Below are 14,989 nucleotides of genomic sequence, written 5' to 3'. Positions count from 1 at the left end.
AGGAGCAGAGGGTCGGTCAGGCCCGACCCAACCCGAAACCCGGGTTCATGAAACCCGTTCCGGGCCCCATATCGGCTTGGAGTGCGACTTCAATGAGAAACTCGCTACGCGTTCTGCGGGTTGGAGCGCCGCTGCTGCTGGCGGCGGTCATCCTGAGCGGCTGCGCCGTGAGCGCCTATCCGGCTTACTATGACGCACCGCGACCTTACTACTATCACCCCTACTACTACGGCTATCCCGGCTACTACGGTTATCACGGCTATCACGGCTATCACGGTTACGGACGCCGTTGACCCGGCGCCGGGTGCCGATGACGATCGATAAACGCAAAGAAGGGAGGCTGGCGGCGGCCAGATGATCGCCGCAACCAACACTCCCCTTTCGCTTCGACGAGAGTTTCTGGCTTCCGGGGTCTACTTGGTATGCCAGACGCCCCCGTCGGAAGTGTACTCAGGCAGCGCCTTGAGCTGATCCTCTGTCAGGCTGGTCTTGGCCTTGATCGTGTCGGCATCGCGGAAGAACTGAATCTGGTTCCACGCGATGGCGACATTGCGACCCGCCACACCCATCACGCCACCGACGGTGACGATCGCGGTGTCGACCGTGTTGTCGTTGCCGATCAGCACGTCCTTGATTTCGGCAACCTTCTCGTCGTTGGCATTGCGGATGTCCACGCCCACGAGCTGCCTGACGCCGACCTCGCCCGTCGCCGGCACCTGCGCCGAACTGGTCTGAGTGATGGTATCCGACGGCGGTGTCGGGACCGTGGTCGTGGTGGTGTCGTCCGCCCACACGACGCTGCTGCCAAGGAGCATGGCGCCGCTCGCGAGCAGGAGTGAAACTCGGTTCATATCAGCCTCCAAACATTGTTCCCACAACGGTGATCCGCATCGCGTGCGGTGACGCCGCAGCAGAGGCCAAGGCGATCTGCCGTTGCGACGATAGGGAGAGAACGGGAGCCGGTTGGCTTGGTTCCTGCGCCGGAATCGCCCGCGGTCCGAACGGCTCGAGGTCACAAGGATGCCACACGCCGACGGGGCGGCGACCCATTGGCGGGAACTCGGGCGAATGGGATTGCGTTCTTGGGGCAGCGGTCGATTGCAGCGCCGCACAACCAAAGGAGCTGTCCATGAATTGGGACACCATCGCAGGAAATTGGAAGCAGGCCACCGGCAAGCTCAAGGAAGAGTGGGGCGATCTCACCGACGACGATTTGACGCGGATCGCGGGCAAGCGCGACCAGCTCGTGGGCCGGATCCAGGAGCGTTACGGCATCGCCAAAGACGAGGCCGAGCGCCAGGTGAAGGACTGGGAGCGCCGCTACCACTAACGGGTGCCTCGCTCGGGCGGCGCGGATGCAAGTCCGGCGTTGCCCGAGGTTCCCGATCAATCGACGGCTTTGTTCATTGCCGTTCTTTTTTCATGAGGGAGAATCCCCATGCTTGGCACAATTCTTCTGATCATTCTCGTGCTGTTGCTGATTGGCGCCTTGCCGGCCTGGCCCTACAGCCGTGAATGGGGCTACTACCCCACCGGCATCTTCTCGGTCGTGCTGGTGGTGATCGTGGTTCTGTTGCTGATGGGTCGCATCTAGCGGCAGACAGCGCCGCCGGCCTGCCGGCGGCATGGTCGGTTCCGAAACTTCGAGCCCGCCGGGGTTTGGCCATGCGGAGGCCGAGCGCCAGCGGGCTTCTCTACGTCCCGATTTACCGTGGGAAGCGGCTATTCGGCGTCTCGACCCCGAGATGCGCCGGCGATGATGCCCACGGCCAGCGCCCCGGCGAGGTTCCAGAGCGGATCCTTCGAAGCGTCCGCCTCGCCCGCAGCCGTCGCCCTCTTCCTCGCGGATTTGGGATCCAGAAGATGCAGCAGCTGAGTCCAGGCGAAATAGCCGGCGGCGGCCGCAAGGACGACGGCGCCCGCGGCCGTGATCAGCAGCGCGTTGGCGCGGCCCAGATGCAGCTCGATCAGGAACACCGAGAGTTCGCCGAGGACGAGCACGGCAGTCCCGCCCAGCGCCACCGCCAGGGCAAGACCGACCCCGGCCAGTGCCAGGGCCTTCTTTGCCCGACGCTTGGCCGCCTCGGCACGCTCGAGGACGGCCACGCCAAGGAGCAGCCGGAGCAGGCCGGCATCGAGGTTCGTCATGGATTACCGCCGATCCAGTGTGCGGCCGATGACGATCCCGATGGCCAGCGCGATGGCGAGAGAGCTGTAGGGATGCTCGTTGACGGCGCTGGTCAGCAGCTTCGTGGCGCGCTCGCCCTCGCCCTTGAGATCCTCGAAGATATCCTCGGCCTTACGGCCGATATTGCCGGCGGCGCGTGCCGCCTGGTCCTTCATGGCCGCGCCGGCATCGCTCTTGAGAGTGCCGATCGCCTCCATGACGCTTTTGAGGTCCGCCCGGAGCTGATCCAGATCCTCGCGTACGGTGTTGATCGTGGCGTCGTCGGCATTGGCTTTCATGGGGTTCGGTCCTTCATCTGAAGAGAGGCCATCGGGGTGGCGGTCAGCGCCGGCTCGGCAGCGCCATGGACGCGCCGGCGATCATGGCACCAAGGCCGCCGGCGATATACCAGAGCGTGTGGTTGCTGTAGCTGCCGGTCAAGGCTTCGCTGGCCTGCGCCAGCGGCGCGTCGGAGGCATTCAATCCGAAAAAGAGAAAGACGGAGCCGGCAACGGCGACGGCGATGCCCAAGGCGCGAAACGGGGTCATAATGGCCCTCTGCTTCAGGTTCAAATGGCTTGATGAGCAATATCAGGCCGTTGCCGGTTGGCAGGGCCTGACCGAGGAACGCAATGGCTTGCCATCGGTTCCGCTCTTTCCGGCCGGTGGGGGCGTCGCTCGCAGCTCATATTTCCGGCGGGGAGGAGAAGGCGGGTCCGCGCCTGGGCCCGCCGCCGCGACTTTGAGAACATATCTGCTGCGGCGACGCCTGACGGCTCAGGCATTTCGAAGCTGGCGCAGAAAGGCCTCGCCCGCCGTCGGATGCGATCGCTTTTGCTGCCGACAGCCGGCCGCCCGGCTGACCCGGCCGGTACCGCGCTCGATCCGGCCTTGCAGCTCGGCGCGCGCTCGGAACAAGCGGCTGCGAATGGTGCCGATGGCGCAGCCGATGACCTTGGCGGCTTCTTCATATTCGAGCCCCAACGCCCCCACCAGCATCAGGACCTCCCGATGGTTGGGAGCGAGCTGCCAATAGGCAGCGGCCATCTCTTCGAACTCGATCGCCGAATCCTGAGCCGGTCCGCTGATCAGGGCCGCGTGATGGCTTGCCTCTTCGATTTCCAGCGCCGGAGTCTTGTTGCGTCGGCATTCGTCGAGAAAGCGATGACGCATGATGGTGAACATCCAGGCCCGGAAGTTCGTCCCCGGCACGAACTGACTGCGCGAGGCCCAGCCCCGGGCGAGCGTCTCCTGCACCAGGTCATCGGCCCAATCGGGGTTGCGGGTGAGGGCGCGGGCAAAGCCACGCAGATTGAGAATCGAACCGACGAATTGGTCGGCAAGATCAGGCGTCACGGACGAGTCGGAAGTCGCGGCGAGATGGCGTGTCATGGGCAAGTTCCCTCTTCCTGAAGTCAACAGCAATGAGCGGCGAGGCGGCTTCCCCCTGGCACAAACCAGGTCGCCCGCGTGGTTTCGTCTGCAGTGTTGGTGGCCGGTCTTGCCGGCATGGAGCGCAAAGAGCTTCGAGACGAACCGGACTCTTGCCGTCCTGTCTCAAGTCAGCGCCTGGTATAGAGGCGTCACCCGGATACCCTCGACCAGGAGGGCGACCCCACGCCGCAGATGAGTCGCGAGCATCAGAATGACCGCTCGCAGGATAGACCGCGCTGGCACAGGGGATAGGTTCGGAAACTACGCAGAGATGGAGGAGGTTTTGCGAGCGGGCCGATTTCCCCAGGGCGCTTGCGCGCCCCGGGGAGTGGTCGGATTCCAGGCGCCGGCTTAAGCGGCCGCGTTCAGCATTCGCAGGAACTCCTGCGTGGCAATCGAGCGGGGAGCTGGCGCGCCCTTTTTGCTCGAGGGCCGCTGGATCAGGCGCCCGGCGCCGCGCTCGATCTGATTCTGCAGCTCGGTGCGCGCCCGGGACAGGCGGCTGCGGACTGTTCCGACCGCGCAGCCGATGACCTTGGCGGCTTCCTCATATTCGAGCCCGAGAGCGCCCACCAGCATCAGGATCTCCCGATGGTTGGGCGCCATCTGCCAGTAGGCGCAGGCCATCTCCTCGAACTCGATCGCCGAGTCCTGGGCCGGACCGCTGACCAGGGCCGCATGATTGCTGACATCTTCGATCGCCAGATGCGGGCCCTTGTTGCGACGGCACTCGTCGAGGAAGCGGTGGCGCATGATGGTAAACATCCATGCGCGGAAATTGGTACCGGGGATGAACTGCGTCCGCGACGCCCAGGCCCGCACCAGCGCATCCTGGACGAGATCGTCCGCGGCATCCGCGTTGCGGGTAAGCGACCGGGCGTAGCCCCGCAGATGCGGCATCACCTCCCGGAATTGCTCGGCGATATCGAAGCTCTCGGGCTGGTTGTCAGCGAGATGGTGTGTCATGACGAACTCCCTTTTCCAAAACCTGTGATTTCTTGTTCGCGTTGGTTTACCCCCGGCTCTCGCCAGCGGGCTCGCGCGGCAGTTATGCGCGATGGGATGGGCCGCTCTTGCCGGTCTCGAGAGGATCGAGGGCCAGCAGAACGTTCGAGACACGCCGCAACATCTCTGCGGTGCTCTCACCCGGCATATACGACGGTTGGCCCGTATGCGCCGGCATATTCTCGTCTGTCGCCGTCATCAGGAGCACGAGGTCGTGCTTCCAAAGATTGAGCGCCTGAATCTTGGTCTCGTCGGCGAGGCAGGAATAGATCAGGAGATTTTCCGGAAGCCCGAACATCGCTTCGGGATCGATGAGCTCCGGCAATGGTGTCTTCGTCAAATTCGCTTCGAGCATTGGATCTGACCTCGTTTGTGATGCCGTGCTGGCGAGGATCTGGATCGTCTTGTCTCTTGTCGTCTCGACTTCAAACCATGTCGGCGAGCTTAGTGTTTTGCTAACCACGTTTTGCCTTCACGGGAACAGACTTGGCTCGAATCGCCGGAAGTGAGAAGGGTGTTTCGCGTGGGAAGGTTGTGGCATCTGCGATCTCTGCTTTGCAAACAGCGAGTTAGAAGGCAGTTATGAAATCACATAGGAATCGCGTATGATTGTAGCAGGGCGCTTTTTCTCCGACTTAAGTCGGGCGGTTTCCGACTTAGGTCGGAAACAATCGAGGATCAAACCCTCGACCATCTCGTTTAGTTCAGATGTCGAATCAGATGCGGGCTCGGGGGAGCCGCATTCTTCGAAAGAGAAATGAGGTCAAGGCAAGAGATGCCGCGCAGGGTCTCGAGTCGCGAGTTGCAGGATTATGTCGAAGGTCGCCTCGCAAAGCAGGAGGCGGCCCGCGTCGAGGCCTATCTGCGCGAGAATCCCAACGGTGCCGCGAATGTGGAGAAGCTCCGCCAGCAGGCGAACCGGATGAGGCTGTTCGGCAAGGCGCTGCTGCGGGAGGAAATCCCGCAGCGCCTGCTGGACGCCATTCCGCGCAAGGCGAAATAGCGGCGCGCGACGGATCCCATAGGGGAATCCGCCGCGAGGTTGCTGCGCATCAAGTCCCGATGAAGTAGCGCTGGAACTCGAAGTCCGTGATCTGGGCGGCCATCCAGCTGTCGAAAGCGTCGAGCTCGGCCTGACGGCTCAGCGCGTAATGCGCCTTGAACTCCGCTCCGAAGACGCGGTCGATGAAGGCGGATCCGGTGAAGCTCTCGATCGAGCCTTTCAGGGTGCGCGACAGACCCGGCCGGTTGAGCACACCGGGATTGCCGGGTGCGGCCGGTTCCAGCGCCATCTTCTCCTCGACACCGTCGAGTCCGGCCGCGAGCATCGCCGCGATCGAGAGATAGGGATTGATGTCGGCACCCGGTACGCGATGCTCGAAGCGCGCGGCATCGGCCACCGGCGTGGTAATGGCGCGCACGGCCGCGGTGCGGTTCTCGTAGCCCCAGGACGCATCCTCCGGCGACCAGGCACCGCGATCGAGCCGGCGGTAGGAATTGACCGTGGGCCGGAACAACAGATGCGATTCCGGCAGCCTTGCCAGGAGGCCCGCCAGATAATGCTGCGCCACCTCGGAGAGCTTGTTGGCGCCGGCGGCGAAGCTGTTCTTGCCGTCGCGCCAGAGGCTCTGATGGTGATGGCCGCCGCAGGCGCTCTCGCGGCCAGGGGTCTGGAAGCGGGTCATGAAGGTCGCGACCATGCCGCGCTCGGCACAGAGCTCGCGTAAGTGCAGCTTGGCCCGCATCGCGTCGTCGGCAGCCTCGAGCGCCGGCTTCGGCGCCAGCGCGAACTCGTACATGCCATAGCCATATTCGGTCACGACCGAGGCCACGCCGATATTGAGGCTGGCCAGACGGTCGATGAATTCGGCCATGAAGGACTGGTAGTCGCCGCTGCGGACCAGGTCGTAGTTGACGAAGGAATGGCCCCAGGGTTTGAGCTCGCGATAGCGCCCGGCGCGCATCAGGTCGTGATCGGCATGGAAGATGCCGAACTCGTATTCGAGCGCGAAGATCGGCTCGTATCCCAGCTTGCGCGAGCGATCCTCCTGCGCCTGCAGTATGGCCCGCGGGTCGAGCCCGCAGCGCCGTCCGTCCAGCATGAAGGAGTTGAGGATCACCGAGGCGAAGCGCGGATCCCAGCCGTGATGGCGCACGCTTGCCGGGTCGGGCAGTGCCATGATGTTGGGATAGCCATTGTCGTCGTTGCTGATCGGGCCGCCGAAGACCGGCACCGGCAGCGGATTGCCGTCGCTATGGGCGACGCAGTAGAGAATCGCGTTCAGCGCGTCGCCGTTATAGGAGAGTTTGAAGGGCGTGGTCTTGCTGCGATAGACGCCGTTGATCTCCGGCATATGCACATGGATGAAGCGGGCGCCCTTCTCCGCGAGTTCGCGCTGGAGTTCCTGAAGCCGCGCCTTGCGCGCCGAAACCGCGTTCTCGAAATCCGTCGTCATATCCTACCTCGCCTTGCTCGCATCGTTCTGGTCGCCGGGATCGCCTTGCGATCCGGAAGCCGCCTCGACGGAAGTCCGGCGGCCGAACCATTGCCGCAGCAGCTCGTCGAACTCGAGGCGGGAAATCATGCCCTTGGGACGGAAGATCATACTGAACACGATGACGCCGCCCATGGCGAGGCCGGAGAGGCCGAGCAAAGGCGGGGTCTGCCAATTGCCAATGGTGACGCCGTTCTCCAGCGTGCGGATGACCTCGAGCACGGTCGAGAGCAGCACGCAGCCGAAGACGGCACCAGAGACCGTCCGCAGGCCGCCGAGGATCAGCATGGCGAGCGTGGTCAGCACCAGCTCGAAATGGAAGGCGCGGGCATTGATGGTGCCCATGAAATAGGCGTAGAGGACGCCGCCTGTCGCGCAGAACATGGCGCCGACCACCCAGGCGATCAGGCGCAGCCGCACCACATCGACGCCGAAGGCGCGCGCGGCCAGCAGGCTCTCCGCGCTGGCGCGCAGCTGCAGGCCCACCCGGCTGTCCTTGAAGAGCCGCGCCAGTACGATCCCGACGACCGAAAGCGCCACCGCGATCTGCAGATTGACCACCTGGGGGATGCCGAAGAAGGCCTGGGCACCCTTGAACAGGTCGGTCCAATGGATGAAGACCGAGTGGACGATCATCAGGAGGCTGAAGGTGAGGATGGTCGCCGCCTCGCCCGAGACCCGCGCCACCACGATGCCGGTCAGGAACGCGACGATGCCGGCGATGCCGAGCCCGGCGCCCGCCGCCAGCAGCGGGTCGATCGCGACATGGGAAAGGCCGAAGGGCGCGTTGGGGATCGACATCTTCTTCATCGCGATCGGCGTCGCCAGGATCGCCACCGTATAGGCGCCGATGCCGACGAAGGCGCCCTGGCCCAGATTGGCGACCATGGAATTGCCCATGAAGATCTGCAGACCCAGGACGATGAGCAGATTGACATAGGCCGCGAAGGTGATGCGGACGAGATAGGCCGGCGCGAACTCCAGGATCAGGAGGCCGATGACGACGATCGGCACCGCGGTCAGGAGGCCGCCGGCCAGCGAGCGCAGCAGCGCCTTCCCGGCCGCGGGCCTGGCGGCGGCGGCCATCGGAGCGGCGGGTTCGGGAACGGCCGTCGTCATCGCATCGAGATTCCCATGGCCATCAGATCTCCTTGTCGCCGAGCTCGATCCGGCGCGTCAGCAGCCCGTCGGGCCGCCAGACCAGCAGGGCCGCGATGATCGAGTAGGTGATGGCGTCGCTGAGGCCGCCCATGTCTTGCGGCAGCAACATGACGATGGCGACATCGAGGAAGCCCAGCAGCATGCCGCCGAAGACGGCGCCGCCGAGCGAACCGAAGCCGCCGAGCACGCAGGCCACGAAGGCCTTGATCACCGGCTGGAAGCCGAAATCGGGATCGACGCTGCCGCGCCGCGCCACCATGAAGATCGCGGCGATGCCGGCGAGCAAACCTGAGAGCGCGAAGGCAGTGGCGATCACGCGGTTGGCGCGCACGCCCATCAGGCGCACGGTCGAGAATTCGCGGGTGGCGGCGCGGATCGCGAGCCCGAGGGTCGAGCGCTTGAGGAACAGGACCAGGCCGGTGATGGCGATCGCCACTGTGACCAGCTCGAGGAGCTGCAGCGAGGAGATCGCATAGGGTCCGATGAAGATGGTCTGGTTGAGGCTGGTGAGAGCCGGAACGGCGCGCGGGCGCGGCGAGACCAGCAGGGTGAAGAGATTCTGCACCACGATGCTGACGCCGAAGGCGGTGAGGAGCCCGGTGGTGGCGGGGGCATGGCGCACCGGCCGGAAGGCGATGCGCTCGAACAGCATGGCGGTGACGGCGCCGGCGATGATGGCGACCGGCGCCACCAGCCAGGGGGAATCGAAGCCGATCAGGATCGCCAGATACATGCTGTAGCCGGCCGAGGCGATGATCTCGCCATGGGCGAAATTCATCAGGTTCATGATCGAATAGACCAGCGCCAGCCCTAGCGCGATCAGCGCGTATTCGGCGCCGAAGGCGAGGGCATTGACGAATTGCTGGACCGCGTAATCCATCTTCCGCTTCACCCGCCCAGATAGAGGTCGATCAGGCGCGGGTCCTCGCGCAGCTCCTGCGCCGGCCCCTCATGGCGGATCACGCCGGAGCTGATCACATAGGCACGGTCCGCGATCTTCAGCGCCTGCATCACGTTCTGCTCGACCACCAGCAGGGTCACGCCTTCGGCCTTGAGGATGGCGATATAGTCGAAGATCTGCGCCACGATCCGCGGCGCCAGGCCGAGCGACGGCTCGTCCAGCATCAGGAGGCTGGGGCGCGACATCATCGAGCGCGCGATCGCCAGCATCTGCTGCTCGCCGCCGGACAGCGTCCCGGCCAGCTGGTTGTAGCGGCTCTTCAGGATCGGAAACAGCGTCAGATATTTGTCGAGGTCGGCGGCGAAGGCGGCGCGGTCGGTCTGGATCGCGGCGCCCAGCCGGAGATTCTCGGCGACCGTCAGGTTGGCGAAGACATGCCGGCCCTCGGGCGTCATGGAGAGGCCGCGCCGCACGCGATCCTCCGTCGGCAGGCGGACGATCTGCTTGTCCTTGAAGACGACGCTGCCCTCGGCGGCGACAAGGCCGGCAATGCCGGAAATGAGCGAGGTTTTGCCGGCGCCGTTGGGTCCCAACAGGGCGACGAACTCGCCCGCGCCCACCCGGATGGAGGCGCCATGCAGGGCGCGGATGGCGCCGTAACGGACCGAAAGACTTTCGACGGATAGCATGGGCGCTCGGACGGAGCCTGAGGCGAGGGAAAGGCGGGCCGGCAGGCAGGCGCTGTTGTCAGCACCCGCCGCCGGCCTGCCGAACCGTCACTTCAGGTAGGGGATCTTGGTCGGCATCGCGTCGGTCAGCAGCACGCGCTTGCCGTTCTCGAAGCCGATCACCGGCACCGTCTTCACCGGATAGCTCTTATGCTCGAAGAAGGAGATGGTCGGGGCGGTGAGGCCCGGATAGCCGCCTTCGGCGCGCATCGCCTCCCGCAGCTTCACCGGATCGGTGCTGCCCGCCTTCTTGGCGGCGCCCGCGACGACCATCACCATGTCGGCGCCGAGCGCGTCGAAGATGCCGTTGACCTTGAAGCCGTCGGCCTTACACTGGGCGAGGAAGGTATCGATCGGGCCGCCCATGCCGACGAGGCCGTGCGTCGCGAAGATGACCTTGTCCAGGTCTTCCGGCTTGCCGACGGTGGATTCGAGCGAGGGATCGTCGAAGCCGTCGCAGCCGACGACCCAGCCGTCATAACCGTTGGCGCGGAGCTGACGGATCAGGATGCCGACATCCGGCAGCACGCCGCAGACATGGACCACGTCCGGCTTCTCGGGCAGCGCCTTGATGCTGGCGATCTGCGGCGACCAGTCGGTGATGCCGAAGCTGTAATTGAACTTGCCCAGCACCTTGCCGCCCCAGGCGGTGAAGGCCTCGCCGAACCATTCCGGCAGCTTGGCCGACCAGGAGCCGGCATCCTCCGAGGTCAGCAGCACGGCATTGCGGCCGCCCTTGGCATAGACCACCGCCGCGGTGGCCGCGGCATTGATCGGATCGGGCACGGCACCGGCGATGAAGTTGTCGGTATCGAGCTCCTGCATCTCGACCTGCGTGTTCGGCGCGGAGAAGACCGTCACGCCATAGCTCTTGGCCATGGTGGTCATCGGGATCAGCGCGTCGGGGAAAGGCAGGCCGGCGATGACCTGGTCGCCGTCATCGAGGAATTTCTGGCCCAGCGACACGGAGAGCTGCGCGTCTGAGCGGTTGTCGGCGGTCAGCACCTCGATCTTGGGATCGTTGGGACCGGCCGCCTTGTTGAGCTTGTCCGCCATGCAGCGGGCGCCCTCGGTCTCCTCGTAGGGCGCCAGAGGGCCCGTCAAGGCGACGGCGACGCCGATCTTGACCGTGTTGTCCGCCGAGGCGGGCGCCGCGCCGAAGCCCGCCGCCAGGATCGCCAGCGCGGCCGCCGGCATGAGTCTTACCGCTTTCATGAATTCATCCTCCCAGTTCCCAGATGTTTTGCTTTGTTCGAAGTCTGTTCGTCACGCTCGGATATCGGCCGGACCTTCAGTTCATCTGGCCGAGATAGATATCGATCACCTTCGGATTGGCGCGGATCGCACCCGGTACGTCGATCGCGACCACCTCGCCCATGTCGAGCACGCAGATGCGGTCGCAGACCGACATGATGAAGCGCAGATCGTGGTCGATCACGATGAGGGCGGCTTGCGTGCGGTCGCGGATGCGCTGGACCGCATGGGCCAGCTCCTCGGACTCATAGTCGTTGAGGCCCGCCGCCGGCTCGTCGAGCAGCAGCAGCCGCGGGCCCAGCGCCAGCGCGCGGACGATCTCGAGCCGGCGCTGCTGGCCGTAGGGAAGGGTGCCGGCCGGCCGCTCGGCGACCACGTCCAGGCCATATTCCGCCATCAGCGCATCCACATCGATTGCCGCGGCGGTCTCGGGGCGATGGCGCCGACAGGTGATATGGGCGACCTCCACGTTCTGGCGCGCGGTCATGAAGGGGAACAGGCGCAGGTTCTGGAAGGTGCGGCCGACGCCCTGGCGCGCGGCATGTTCGGGCCCGCGGCCGGTCAGATCCTCGTCGCCCAGCGAAATGCTTCCCCGGCTGGGGCGCAGCACGCCGCTGATGGCATTGACCAGGGTCGATTTGCCGGCTCCGTTGGGTCCGATCAGGCCCAGAATCTCGGCCGCGCCGCAGGCGACCGTGACGTCGCGCAGCGCATGTACGCCCCCGAAACTCTTGCTGACACCCTGGACCGAAAGCACCCTGCGCCAACCCTTTCCGCGAGGCGATGGTAGGAGCCGCTTTTCCGATCCGCAAGGTGATTTTCTTTTTTGGAAAAACCACCGGTTCAGCCGGCCCGGGCGGGAGCGGTCAGCGGTGCGTCACCACCGCCGGCGGCTCGCCGTCGGCCGGCACGGTGTTGGACATCAGCACCACCGCATCACGCTTGCCCTGCGAGACATAGGAGTGGGGCATGTTGGCGTCGAACAGGATGCTGTCGCCGGGCTTGAGCCGGACCGGCTCGTAATGCTCGGTGTGGATCTCGAGCGTCCCTTCCAGCACGAAGAGGAATTCCTCGCCCGGATGATGGCGCCAGCCGCCGGCCTCCTCGACGGTCTTGGCCGTGACCACCACACGCCAGAAAACATTGCGCTTTTCGCGAAAATCGCTGCACAGCACCTCGAACTTCATGCCGGGCGTGTTGTGGACGATGCCGCCGCCGGCCCGCGTGATCGAGCGCCGCGCGACGGGGGCGGAGGTCGGGCTAGAGAGGAACGCCGTGACCGGCACCTTGAGCAGCCCCGAGAGCATCAGCGCGGTATCGAAGGTGAGGCGCGCTTTCCCGTTCTCGATTTTGGAAAGCTGCGAAACCGAAAGACCGCTGGCCTGGCTTAATTGCTCCAGAGTCAGGCCTTTGCTCTTGCGAATTTCGCGAATCTTGGCGAGGACGATGGGCCGACGCACGGGTGACGCAAGCCTCCCTTTCCGATTTGGCAAATCCATCCCCAAGCTAGCGTTGCGGTCGGCAGCCTGTCCATGGCCGCGTCGAGCGCGGAAGCCGCTTCAGGCCGGGAGCCCGGCGACGCAGGCGGCCAGCGCGGGGGCCAGGCTGTCGGCGATCTCGTCGACGCCGCGCGCGGTCGCAAGCCGGTCGTTGCGGATCTCGAGATAGAGGCAGGGAAGCTCGCGGTCGAGCGCGTAGCGGCGCAGGGTATAACCCTCGACCAGCCGCCAGTCATAGGGATCGTTGTCGCCGATGCTGTAGCGCCCTTCGCGGCGGAGCGATTCCAGCACCGATGGACCCATGCGGCAGGCCTCGCGCCAGAGCACGCCGATCTCGGTCAGTCGCGGCTTGCCGCTCACCAGGGGCGTGAAGCTGTGGATCGAGACGATGGCCGGCCGCGCCCCCGCGCGAAAGCGGGCGATCTGCACCAGCGTCGACTGGTCGAAGGGCTGGCGCGCCACGCGTTCGCGCAAGGCGCGGTCCGCCGGATCGGGGTCGAGATTGGCCGGCACCGGGATGCCGGCCAGGTCGGGGCGCATCGCGTCCCAATCGGTCTCGAAGCGGTTGATGTCGAGAAAGAGCCGCGAATAGGTCGCGAGCACCGCTGGCGCCTTCAACCGCTCCGCCAGTGCTTCGGTCAGGGCGCCCGCGCCGGCATCCCAGCCGAAATGCGTGTCGAGCAGCGATCGCGGCAGGCCGAGATCGGCCCAGGGCTCGGGAACGACCCGCCCGGCATGCTCACAGATCAGGAGAATGCCGGGCTTCGTGTCGCCATCGATCGTCCGGATCGATGAAGCCGCCAGTCTTTCGGTATCCGCCTCAGACAAAACGGGTGCGGACATGGAAGGATTTGGTCTCCGTCGATTGCAGGATGCCCTCGCGGCCATTGACCCGGCCGGTGCCCGAATTGCGCAAGCCGCCCCAGGGCAGATAGAGGTCGGCATGGTCGCATCGGTTGAGATAGACCGTGCCTGCATCCACCTGATCGAGCAAGGCCACGCCGGTCTCGCTGTCGGCGGTCCACACACTTGCAGTCAGGCCATATTCGGTGTCGTTCATCAGCTTCACCGCTTCCTCGTCGCCGCTGACGGCCTGGATCGCCGCCACCGGCCCGAAGGTCTCGTCGCGCATGACCGCCATCGAATGGTTCACGTCGATCAGCACTTCGGGCTCGACATAGGCCGGCCCCAGATCGCGTGCCGCGCTGCGGCCGGTCGCAAGCGCCTGTTTCGCGCCCTTGGCCAGGGCGTCGGCCACATGGTTGCGGATGTTCTCCGCCGCGACTGCCCGGACGACGGGACCGATATAGGGCTGCTTGCCGGTGATCGGATGGTCGAGGGTCACGTTCTGCGCCTCGGCCACGAAGGCCTCGGTGAACCGTTTGGCGATCGACTTGTGGACATAGATCCGCTCCACCGAGCAGCAGGACTGGCCGGCGTTGGAATAGCAACCCTCGACCATGAGCGGAATGGCGCGCTCGATGTCGGCATCGGCACGGATATAGGCCGGGTCCTTGCCGCCGAGCTCGAGATGGACTTGGGTGAGAGTCCCGGCCGCGGCCGCATGGACACGCCTGCCGCCGGCGAGCGAGCCGATGAAATTGACGGCGCGCAACCGGCCCGAGCCGATCACCTTCTCGGCATCGGGATGGGTCATATGGACCGCTTGGAACACGCCCTCGGGCAGGCCTGCGGCCGCGAAGGCCTCGGCCGCGATCTCCGCCGTGAGCGGCGTCTGCGGCGAATGCTTGAAGATCACGACATTGCCGGCGATCAGCGGGGCGGTCACCAGATAGCCCATCATCGCGACCGGGTAGTTCCAGGCGCAGATCGCGAGCGTCACGCCATGCGGCACGCGGCGCACGAAACGGCGGATGCCGGGGTCGGCGGGATAGCCTTCCTCGGCCAGGGCGGCACCGGCGGCCTGCGAAGCCAGCTCTCCGACCAGCTTCAGGCGCGGCGTCTCGTCGGCCTGCCAGAGCGGGCGGCCCATCTGCCAGGCCAGCGTCTCGGCCAGCTGCGGCGCGCGCTTGATCATTTCCTGGCCGAAGCGCGCGACCAGCGCCACCCGGACCTCGAGCGGGGTGCGGGCCCAGTCGCGCGAAGCGGCTTCGGCGCGGGCCAGCGCCGCCTCGATCGCCGCACCGGTGGAATAACTGCGGCGCGCATAGACCTTGCCGTCGACCGGAGAGACGACCTCCAGGGCAGGGCCCTGGGCATTGACCGCGATGTTCATGGCTGCTCCTGAAATGCCGGATCGGAAGAAGGAATAGGCCCCAAGTGTAGCGTGATTATCCGATTTGGAAAATTTTTTCGTATTCAGCCCAAAAGGCCGGATGTATGCT

The 14,989-nt window shown here is 65.3% G+C and carries 20 protein-coding genes; 4 read left to right on the top strand and 16 right to left on the bottom strand.

Translation table 11 applies throughout. The features are described 5' to 3' along the window. The first annotated feature begins 92 nt into the window (after nucleotides 1–92). A complete protein-coding gene (locus FRZ44_RS17385) occupies nucleotides 93–293 on the top strand; it encodes a hypothetical protein (RefSeq protein ID WP_151178376.1) in 201 nt (66 codons plus the stop codon). Between the two features lie 120 nt (nucleotides 294–413). On the opposite strand, the gene FRZ44_RS17380 is transcribed toward FRZ44_RS17385, so the two are convergent. Then, complete coding sequence (locus FRZ44_RS17380; RefSeq protein WP_151178375.1) at nucleotides 414–851, bottom strand: PRC-barrel domain-containing protein; 438 nt, start codon at nucleotides 849–851, stop codon at nucleotides 414–416. 278 nt (nucleotides 852–1,129) lie between these two features. Here FRZ44_RS17380 and FRZ44_RS17375 point away from each other — a divergent pair, with 278 nt between their 5' ends. Next, on the top strand, nucleotides 1,130–1,330 hold the full coding sequence (locus tag FRZ44_RS17375; RefSeq protein ID WP_151178374.1) for a CsbD family protein: 201 nt from the start codon (nucleotides 1,130–1,132) through the stop codon (nucleotides 1,328–1,330). 108 nt (nucleotides 1,331–1,438) lie between these two features. Next, nucleotides 1,439–1,594 (top strand): DUF3309 family protein, encoded by a 156-nt coding sequence (locus FRZ44_RS17370; protein ID WP_151178373.1) that lies wholly within the window; start codon nucleotides 1,439–1,441, stop codon nucleotides 1,592–1,594. A 128-nt stretch (nucleotides 1,595–1,722) separates the two neighbouring features. Here FRZ44_RS17370 and FRZ44_RS17365 read toward each other — a convergent pair whose 3' ends face one another. From FRZ44_RS17365 to FRZ44_RS17340, 6 genes are all read right to left on the bottom strand, one after another. Further along, the gene (locus FRZ44_RS17365) at nucleotides 1,723–2,148 is read right to left on the bottom strand and encodes a hypothetical protein (protein ID WP_151178372.1); all 426 of its coding nucleotides are present in this window, start codon (nucleotides 2,146–2,148) and stop codon (nucleotides 1,723–1,725) included. Nucleotides 2,149–2,151: 3 nt separating this feature from the next. After that, nucleotides 2,152–2,466 (bottom strand): DUF883 family protein, encoded by a 315-nt coding sequence (locus FRZ44_RS17360; RefSeq protein ID WP_151178371.1) that lies wholly within the window; start codon nucleotides 2,464–2,466, stop codon nucleotides 2,152–2,154. A 43-nt stretch (nucleotides 2,467–2,509) separates the two neighbouring features. Continuing rightward, complete coding sequence (locus FRZ44_RS17355) at nucleotides 2,510–2,716, bottom strand: DUF3185 family protein (protein ID WP_151178370.1); 207 nt, start codon at nucleotides 2,714–2,716, stop codon at nucleotides 2,510–2,512. 228 nt (nucleotides 2,717–2,944) lie between these two features. After that, nucleotides 2,945–3,559 (bottom strand): sigma-70 family RNA polymerase sigma factor, encoded by a 615-nt coding sequence (locus FRZ44_RS17350; protein ID WP_151178369.1) that lies wholly within the window; start codon nucleotides 3,557–3,559, stop codon nucleotides 2,945–2,947. Nucleotides 3,560–3,952: 393 nt separating this feature from the next. Continuing rightward, the gene (locus tag FRZ44_RS17345; protein ID WP_151178368.1) at nucleotides 3,953–4,567 is read right to left on the bottom strand and encodes a sigma-70 family RNA polymerase sigma factor; all 615 of its coding nucleotides are present in this window, start codon (nucleotides 4,565–4,567) and stop codon (nucleotides 3,953–3,955) included. 82 nt (nucleotides 4,568–4,649) lie between these two features. Next, the gene (locus tag FRZ44_RS17340; RefSeq protein WP_151178367.1) at nucleotides 4,650–5,069 is read right to left on the bottom strand and encodes a hypothetical protein; all 420 of its coding nucleotides are present in this window, start codon (nucleotides 5,067–5,069) and stop codon (nucleotides 4,650–4,652) included. A 312-nt stretch (nucleotides 5,070–5,381) separates the two neighbouring features. Between FRZ44_RS17340 and FRZ44_RS17335 the strand changes: the two genes are divergently transcribed. After that, the gene (locus FRZ44_RS17335) at nucleotides 5,382–5,609 is read left to right on the top strand and encodes an anti-sigma factor family protein (RefSeq protein ID WP_151178366.1); all 228 of its coding nucleotides are present in this window, start codon (nucleotides 5,382–5,384) and stop codon (nucleotides 5,607–5,609) included. A 49-nt stretch (nucleotides 5,610–5,658) separates the two neighbouring features. Here FRZ44_RS17335 and FRZ44_RS17330 read toward each other — a convergent pair whose 3' ends face one another. The 9 genes from FRZ44_RS17330 to FRZ44_RS17290 form a co-directional block, all read right to left on the bottom strand. Beyond that, complete coding sequence (locus FRZ44_RS17330) at nucleotides 5,659–7,062, bottom strand: glutamine synthetase family protein (RefSeq protein WP_151178365.1); 1,404 nt, start codon at nucleotides 7,060–7,062, stop codon at nucleotides 5,659–5,661. A 3-nt stretch (nucleotides 7,063–7,065) separates the two neighbouring features. Next, a complete protein-coding gene (locus tag FRZ44_RS17325; protein ID WP_151178364.1) occupies nucleotides 7,066–8,220 on the bottom strand; it encodes a branched-chain amino acid ABC transporter permease in 1,155 nt (384 codons plus the stop codon). Between the two features lie 22 nt (nucleotides 8,221–8,242). After that, nucleotides 8,243–9,142: a branched-chain amino acid ABC transporter permease gene (locus tag FRZ44_RS17320; protein WP_151178363.1), complete on the bottom strand. Its 900-nt coding sequence runs from the start codon at nucleotides 9,140–9,142 to the stop codon at nucleotides 8,243–8,245. Between the two features lie 8 nt (nucleotides 9,143–9,150). Next, the gene (locus tag FRZ44_RS17315; RefSeq protein WP_151178362.1) at nucleotides 9,151–9,852 is read right to left on the bottom strand and encodes an ABC transporter ATP-binding protein; all 702 of its coding nucleotides are present in this window, start codon (nucleotides 9,850–9,852) and stop codon (nucleotides 9,151–9,153) included. Nucleotides 9,853–9,939: 87 nt separating this feature from the next. Further along, a complete protein-coding gene (locus FRZ44_RS17310) occupies nucleotides 9,940–11,106 on the bottom strand; it encodes an ABC transporter substrate-binding protein (RefSeq protein ID WP_151178361.1) in 1,167 nt (388 codons plus the stop codon). A gap of 76 nt (nucleotides 11,107–11,182) precedes the next feature. Further along, nucleotides 11,183–11,902, bottom strand: coding sequence for an ABC transporter ATP-binding protein (locus FRZ44_RS17305; RefSeq protein ID WP_151178360.1), 720 nt, complete (start codon nucleotides 11,900–11,902; stop codon nucleotides 11,183–11,185). Nucleotides 11,903–12,011: 109 nt separating this feature from the next. Further along, nucleotides 12,012–12,605 (bottom strand): helix-turn-helix domain-containing protein, encoded by a 594-nt coding sequence (locus FRZ44_RS17300; protein WP_225308313.1) that lies wholly within the window; start codon nucleotides 12,603–12,605, stop codon nucleotides 12,012–12,014. Between the two features lie 99 nt (nucleotides 12,606–12,704). Then, on the bottom strand, nucleotides 12,705–13,487 hold the full coding sequence (locus FRZ44_RS17295; RefSeq protein WP_191908153.1) for an N-formylglutamate amidohydrolase: 783 nt from the start codon (nucleotides 13,485–13,487) through the stop codon (nucleotides 12,705–12,707). Continuing rightward, a complete protein-coding gene (locus FRZ44_RS17290; protein WP_151178357.1) occupies nucleotides 13,465–14,880 on the bottom strand; it encodes an aldehyde dehydrogenase family protein in 1,416 nt (471 codons plus the stop codon). The genes FRZ44_RS17295 and FRZ44_RS17290 overlap by 23 nt, the downstream gene beginning before the upstream one ends. Nucleotides 14,881–14,989: the final 109 nt, after the last annotated feature.

It is taken from the genome of Hypericibacter terrae (genome assembly GCF_008728855.1).
Taxonomy (GTDB): Bacteria; Pseudomonadota; Alphaproteobacteria; order Dongiales; family Dongiaceae; genus Hypericibacter; species Hypericibacter terrae.
Note: the sequence above shows the minus strand (reverse complement) of the source record. Positions and strands in the feature narration are given on the sequence as shown.

What these genes read in the sequence shown, in the direction of transcription:
- FRZ44_RS17365 (WP_151178372.1), bottom strand. Translation starts at nt 2,148, where the DNA reads ATGACGAACCTCGATGCCGGCCTGCTCCGGCTGCTCCTTGGCGTGGCC.
- FRZ44_RS17355 (WP_151178370.1), bottom strand. Translation starts at nt 2,716, where the DNA reads ATGACCCCGTTTCGCGCCTTGGGCATCGCCGTCGCCGTTGCCGGCTCC.
- FRZ44_RS17345 (WP_151178368.1), bottom strand. Translation starts at nt 4,567, where the DNA reads ATGACACACCATCTCGCTGACAACCAGCCCGAGAGCTTCGATATCGCC.
- FRZ44_RS17385 (WP_151178376.1), top strand. Translation starts at nt 93, where the DNA reads ATGAGAAACTCGCTACGCGTTCTGCGGGTTGGAGCGCCGCTGCTGCTG.
- FRZ44_RS17295 (WP_191908153.1), bottom strand. Translation starts at nt 13,487, where the DNA reads ATGTCCGCACCCGTTTTGTCTGAGGCGGATACCGAAAGACTGGCGGCT.
- FRZ44_RS17350 (WP_151178369.1), bottom strand. Translation starts at nt 3,559, where the DNA reads ATGACACGCCATCTCGCCGCGACTTCCGACTCGTCCGTGACGCCTGAT.
- FRZ44_RS17320 (WP_151178363.1), bottom strand. Translation starts at nt 9,142, where the DNA reads ATGGATTACGCGGTCCAGCAATTCGTCAATGCCCTCGCCTTCGGCGCC.
- FRZ44_RS17380 (WP_151178375.1), bottom strand. Translation starts at nt 851, where the DNA reads ATGAACCGAGTTTCACTCCTGCTCGCGAGCGGCGCCATGCTCCTTGGC.
- FRZ44_RS17315 (WP_151178362.1), bottom strand. Translation starts at nt 9,852, where the DNA reads ATGCTATCCGTCGAAAGTCTTTCGGTCCGTTACGGCGCCATCCGCGCC.
- FRZ44_RS17325 (WP_151178364.1), bottom strand. Translation starts at nt 8,220, where the DNA reads ATGACGACGGCCGTTCCCGAACCCGCCGCTCCGATGGCCGCCGCCGCC.
- FRZ44_RS17330 (WP_151178365.1), bottom strand. Translation starts at nt 7,062, where the DNA reads ATGACGACGGATTTCGAGAACGCGGTTTCGGCGCGCAAGGCGCGGCTT.
- FRZ44_RS17375 (WP_151178374.1), top strand. Translation starts at nt 1,130, where the DNA reads ATGAATTGGGACACCATCGCAGGAAATTGGAAGCAGGCCACCGGCAAG.
- FRZ44_RS17360 (WP_151178371.1), bottom strand. Translation starts at nt 2,466, where the DNA reads ATGAAAGCCAATGCCGACGACGCCACGATCAACACCGTACGCGAGGAT.
- FRZ44_RS17335 (WP_151178366.1), top strand. Translation starts at nt 5,382, where the DNA reads ATGCCGCGCAGGGTCTCGAGTCGCGAGTTGCAGGATTATGTCGAAGGT.
- FRZ44_RS17290 (WP_151178357.1), bottom strand. Translation starts at nt 14,880, where the DNA reads ATGAACATCGCGGTCAATGCCCAGGGCCCTGCCCTGGAGGTCGTCTCT.
- FRZ44_RS17310 (WP_151178361.1), bottom strand. Translation starts at nt 11,106, where the DNA reads ATGAAAGCGGTAAGACTCATGCCGGCGGCCGCGCTGGCGATCCTGGCG.
- FRZ44_RS17370 (WP_151178373.1), top strand. Translation starts at nt 1,439, where the DNA reads ATGCTTGGCACAATTCTTCTGATCATTCTCGTGCTGTTGCTGATTGGC.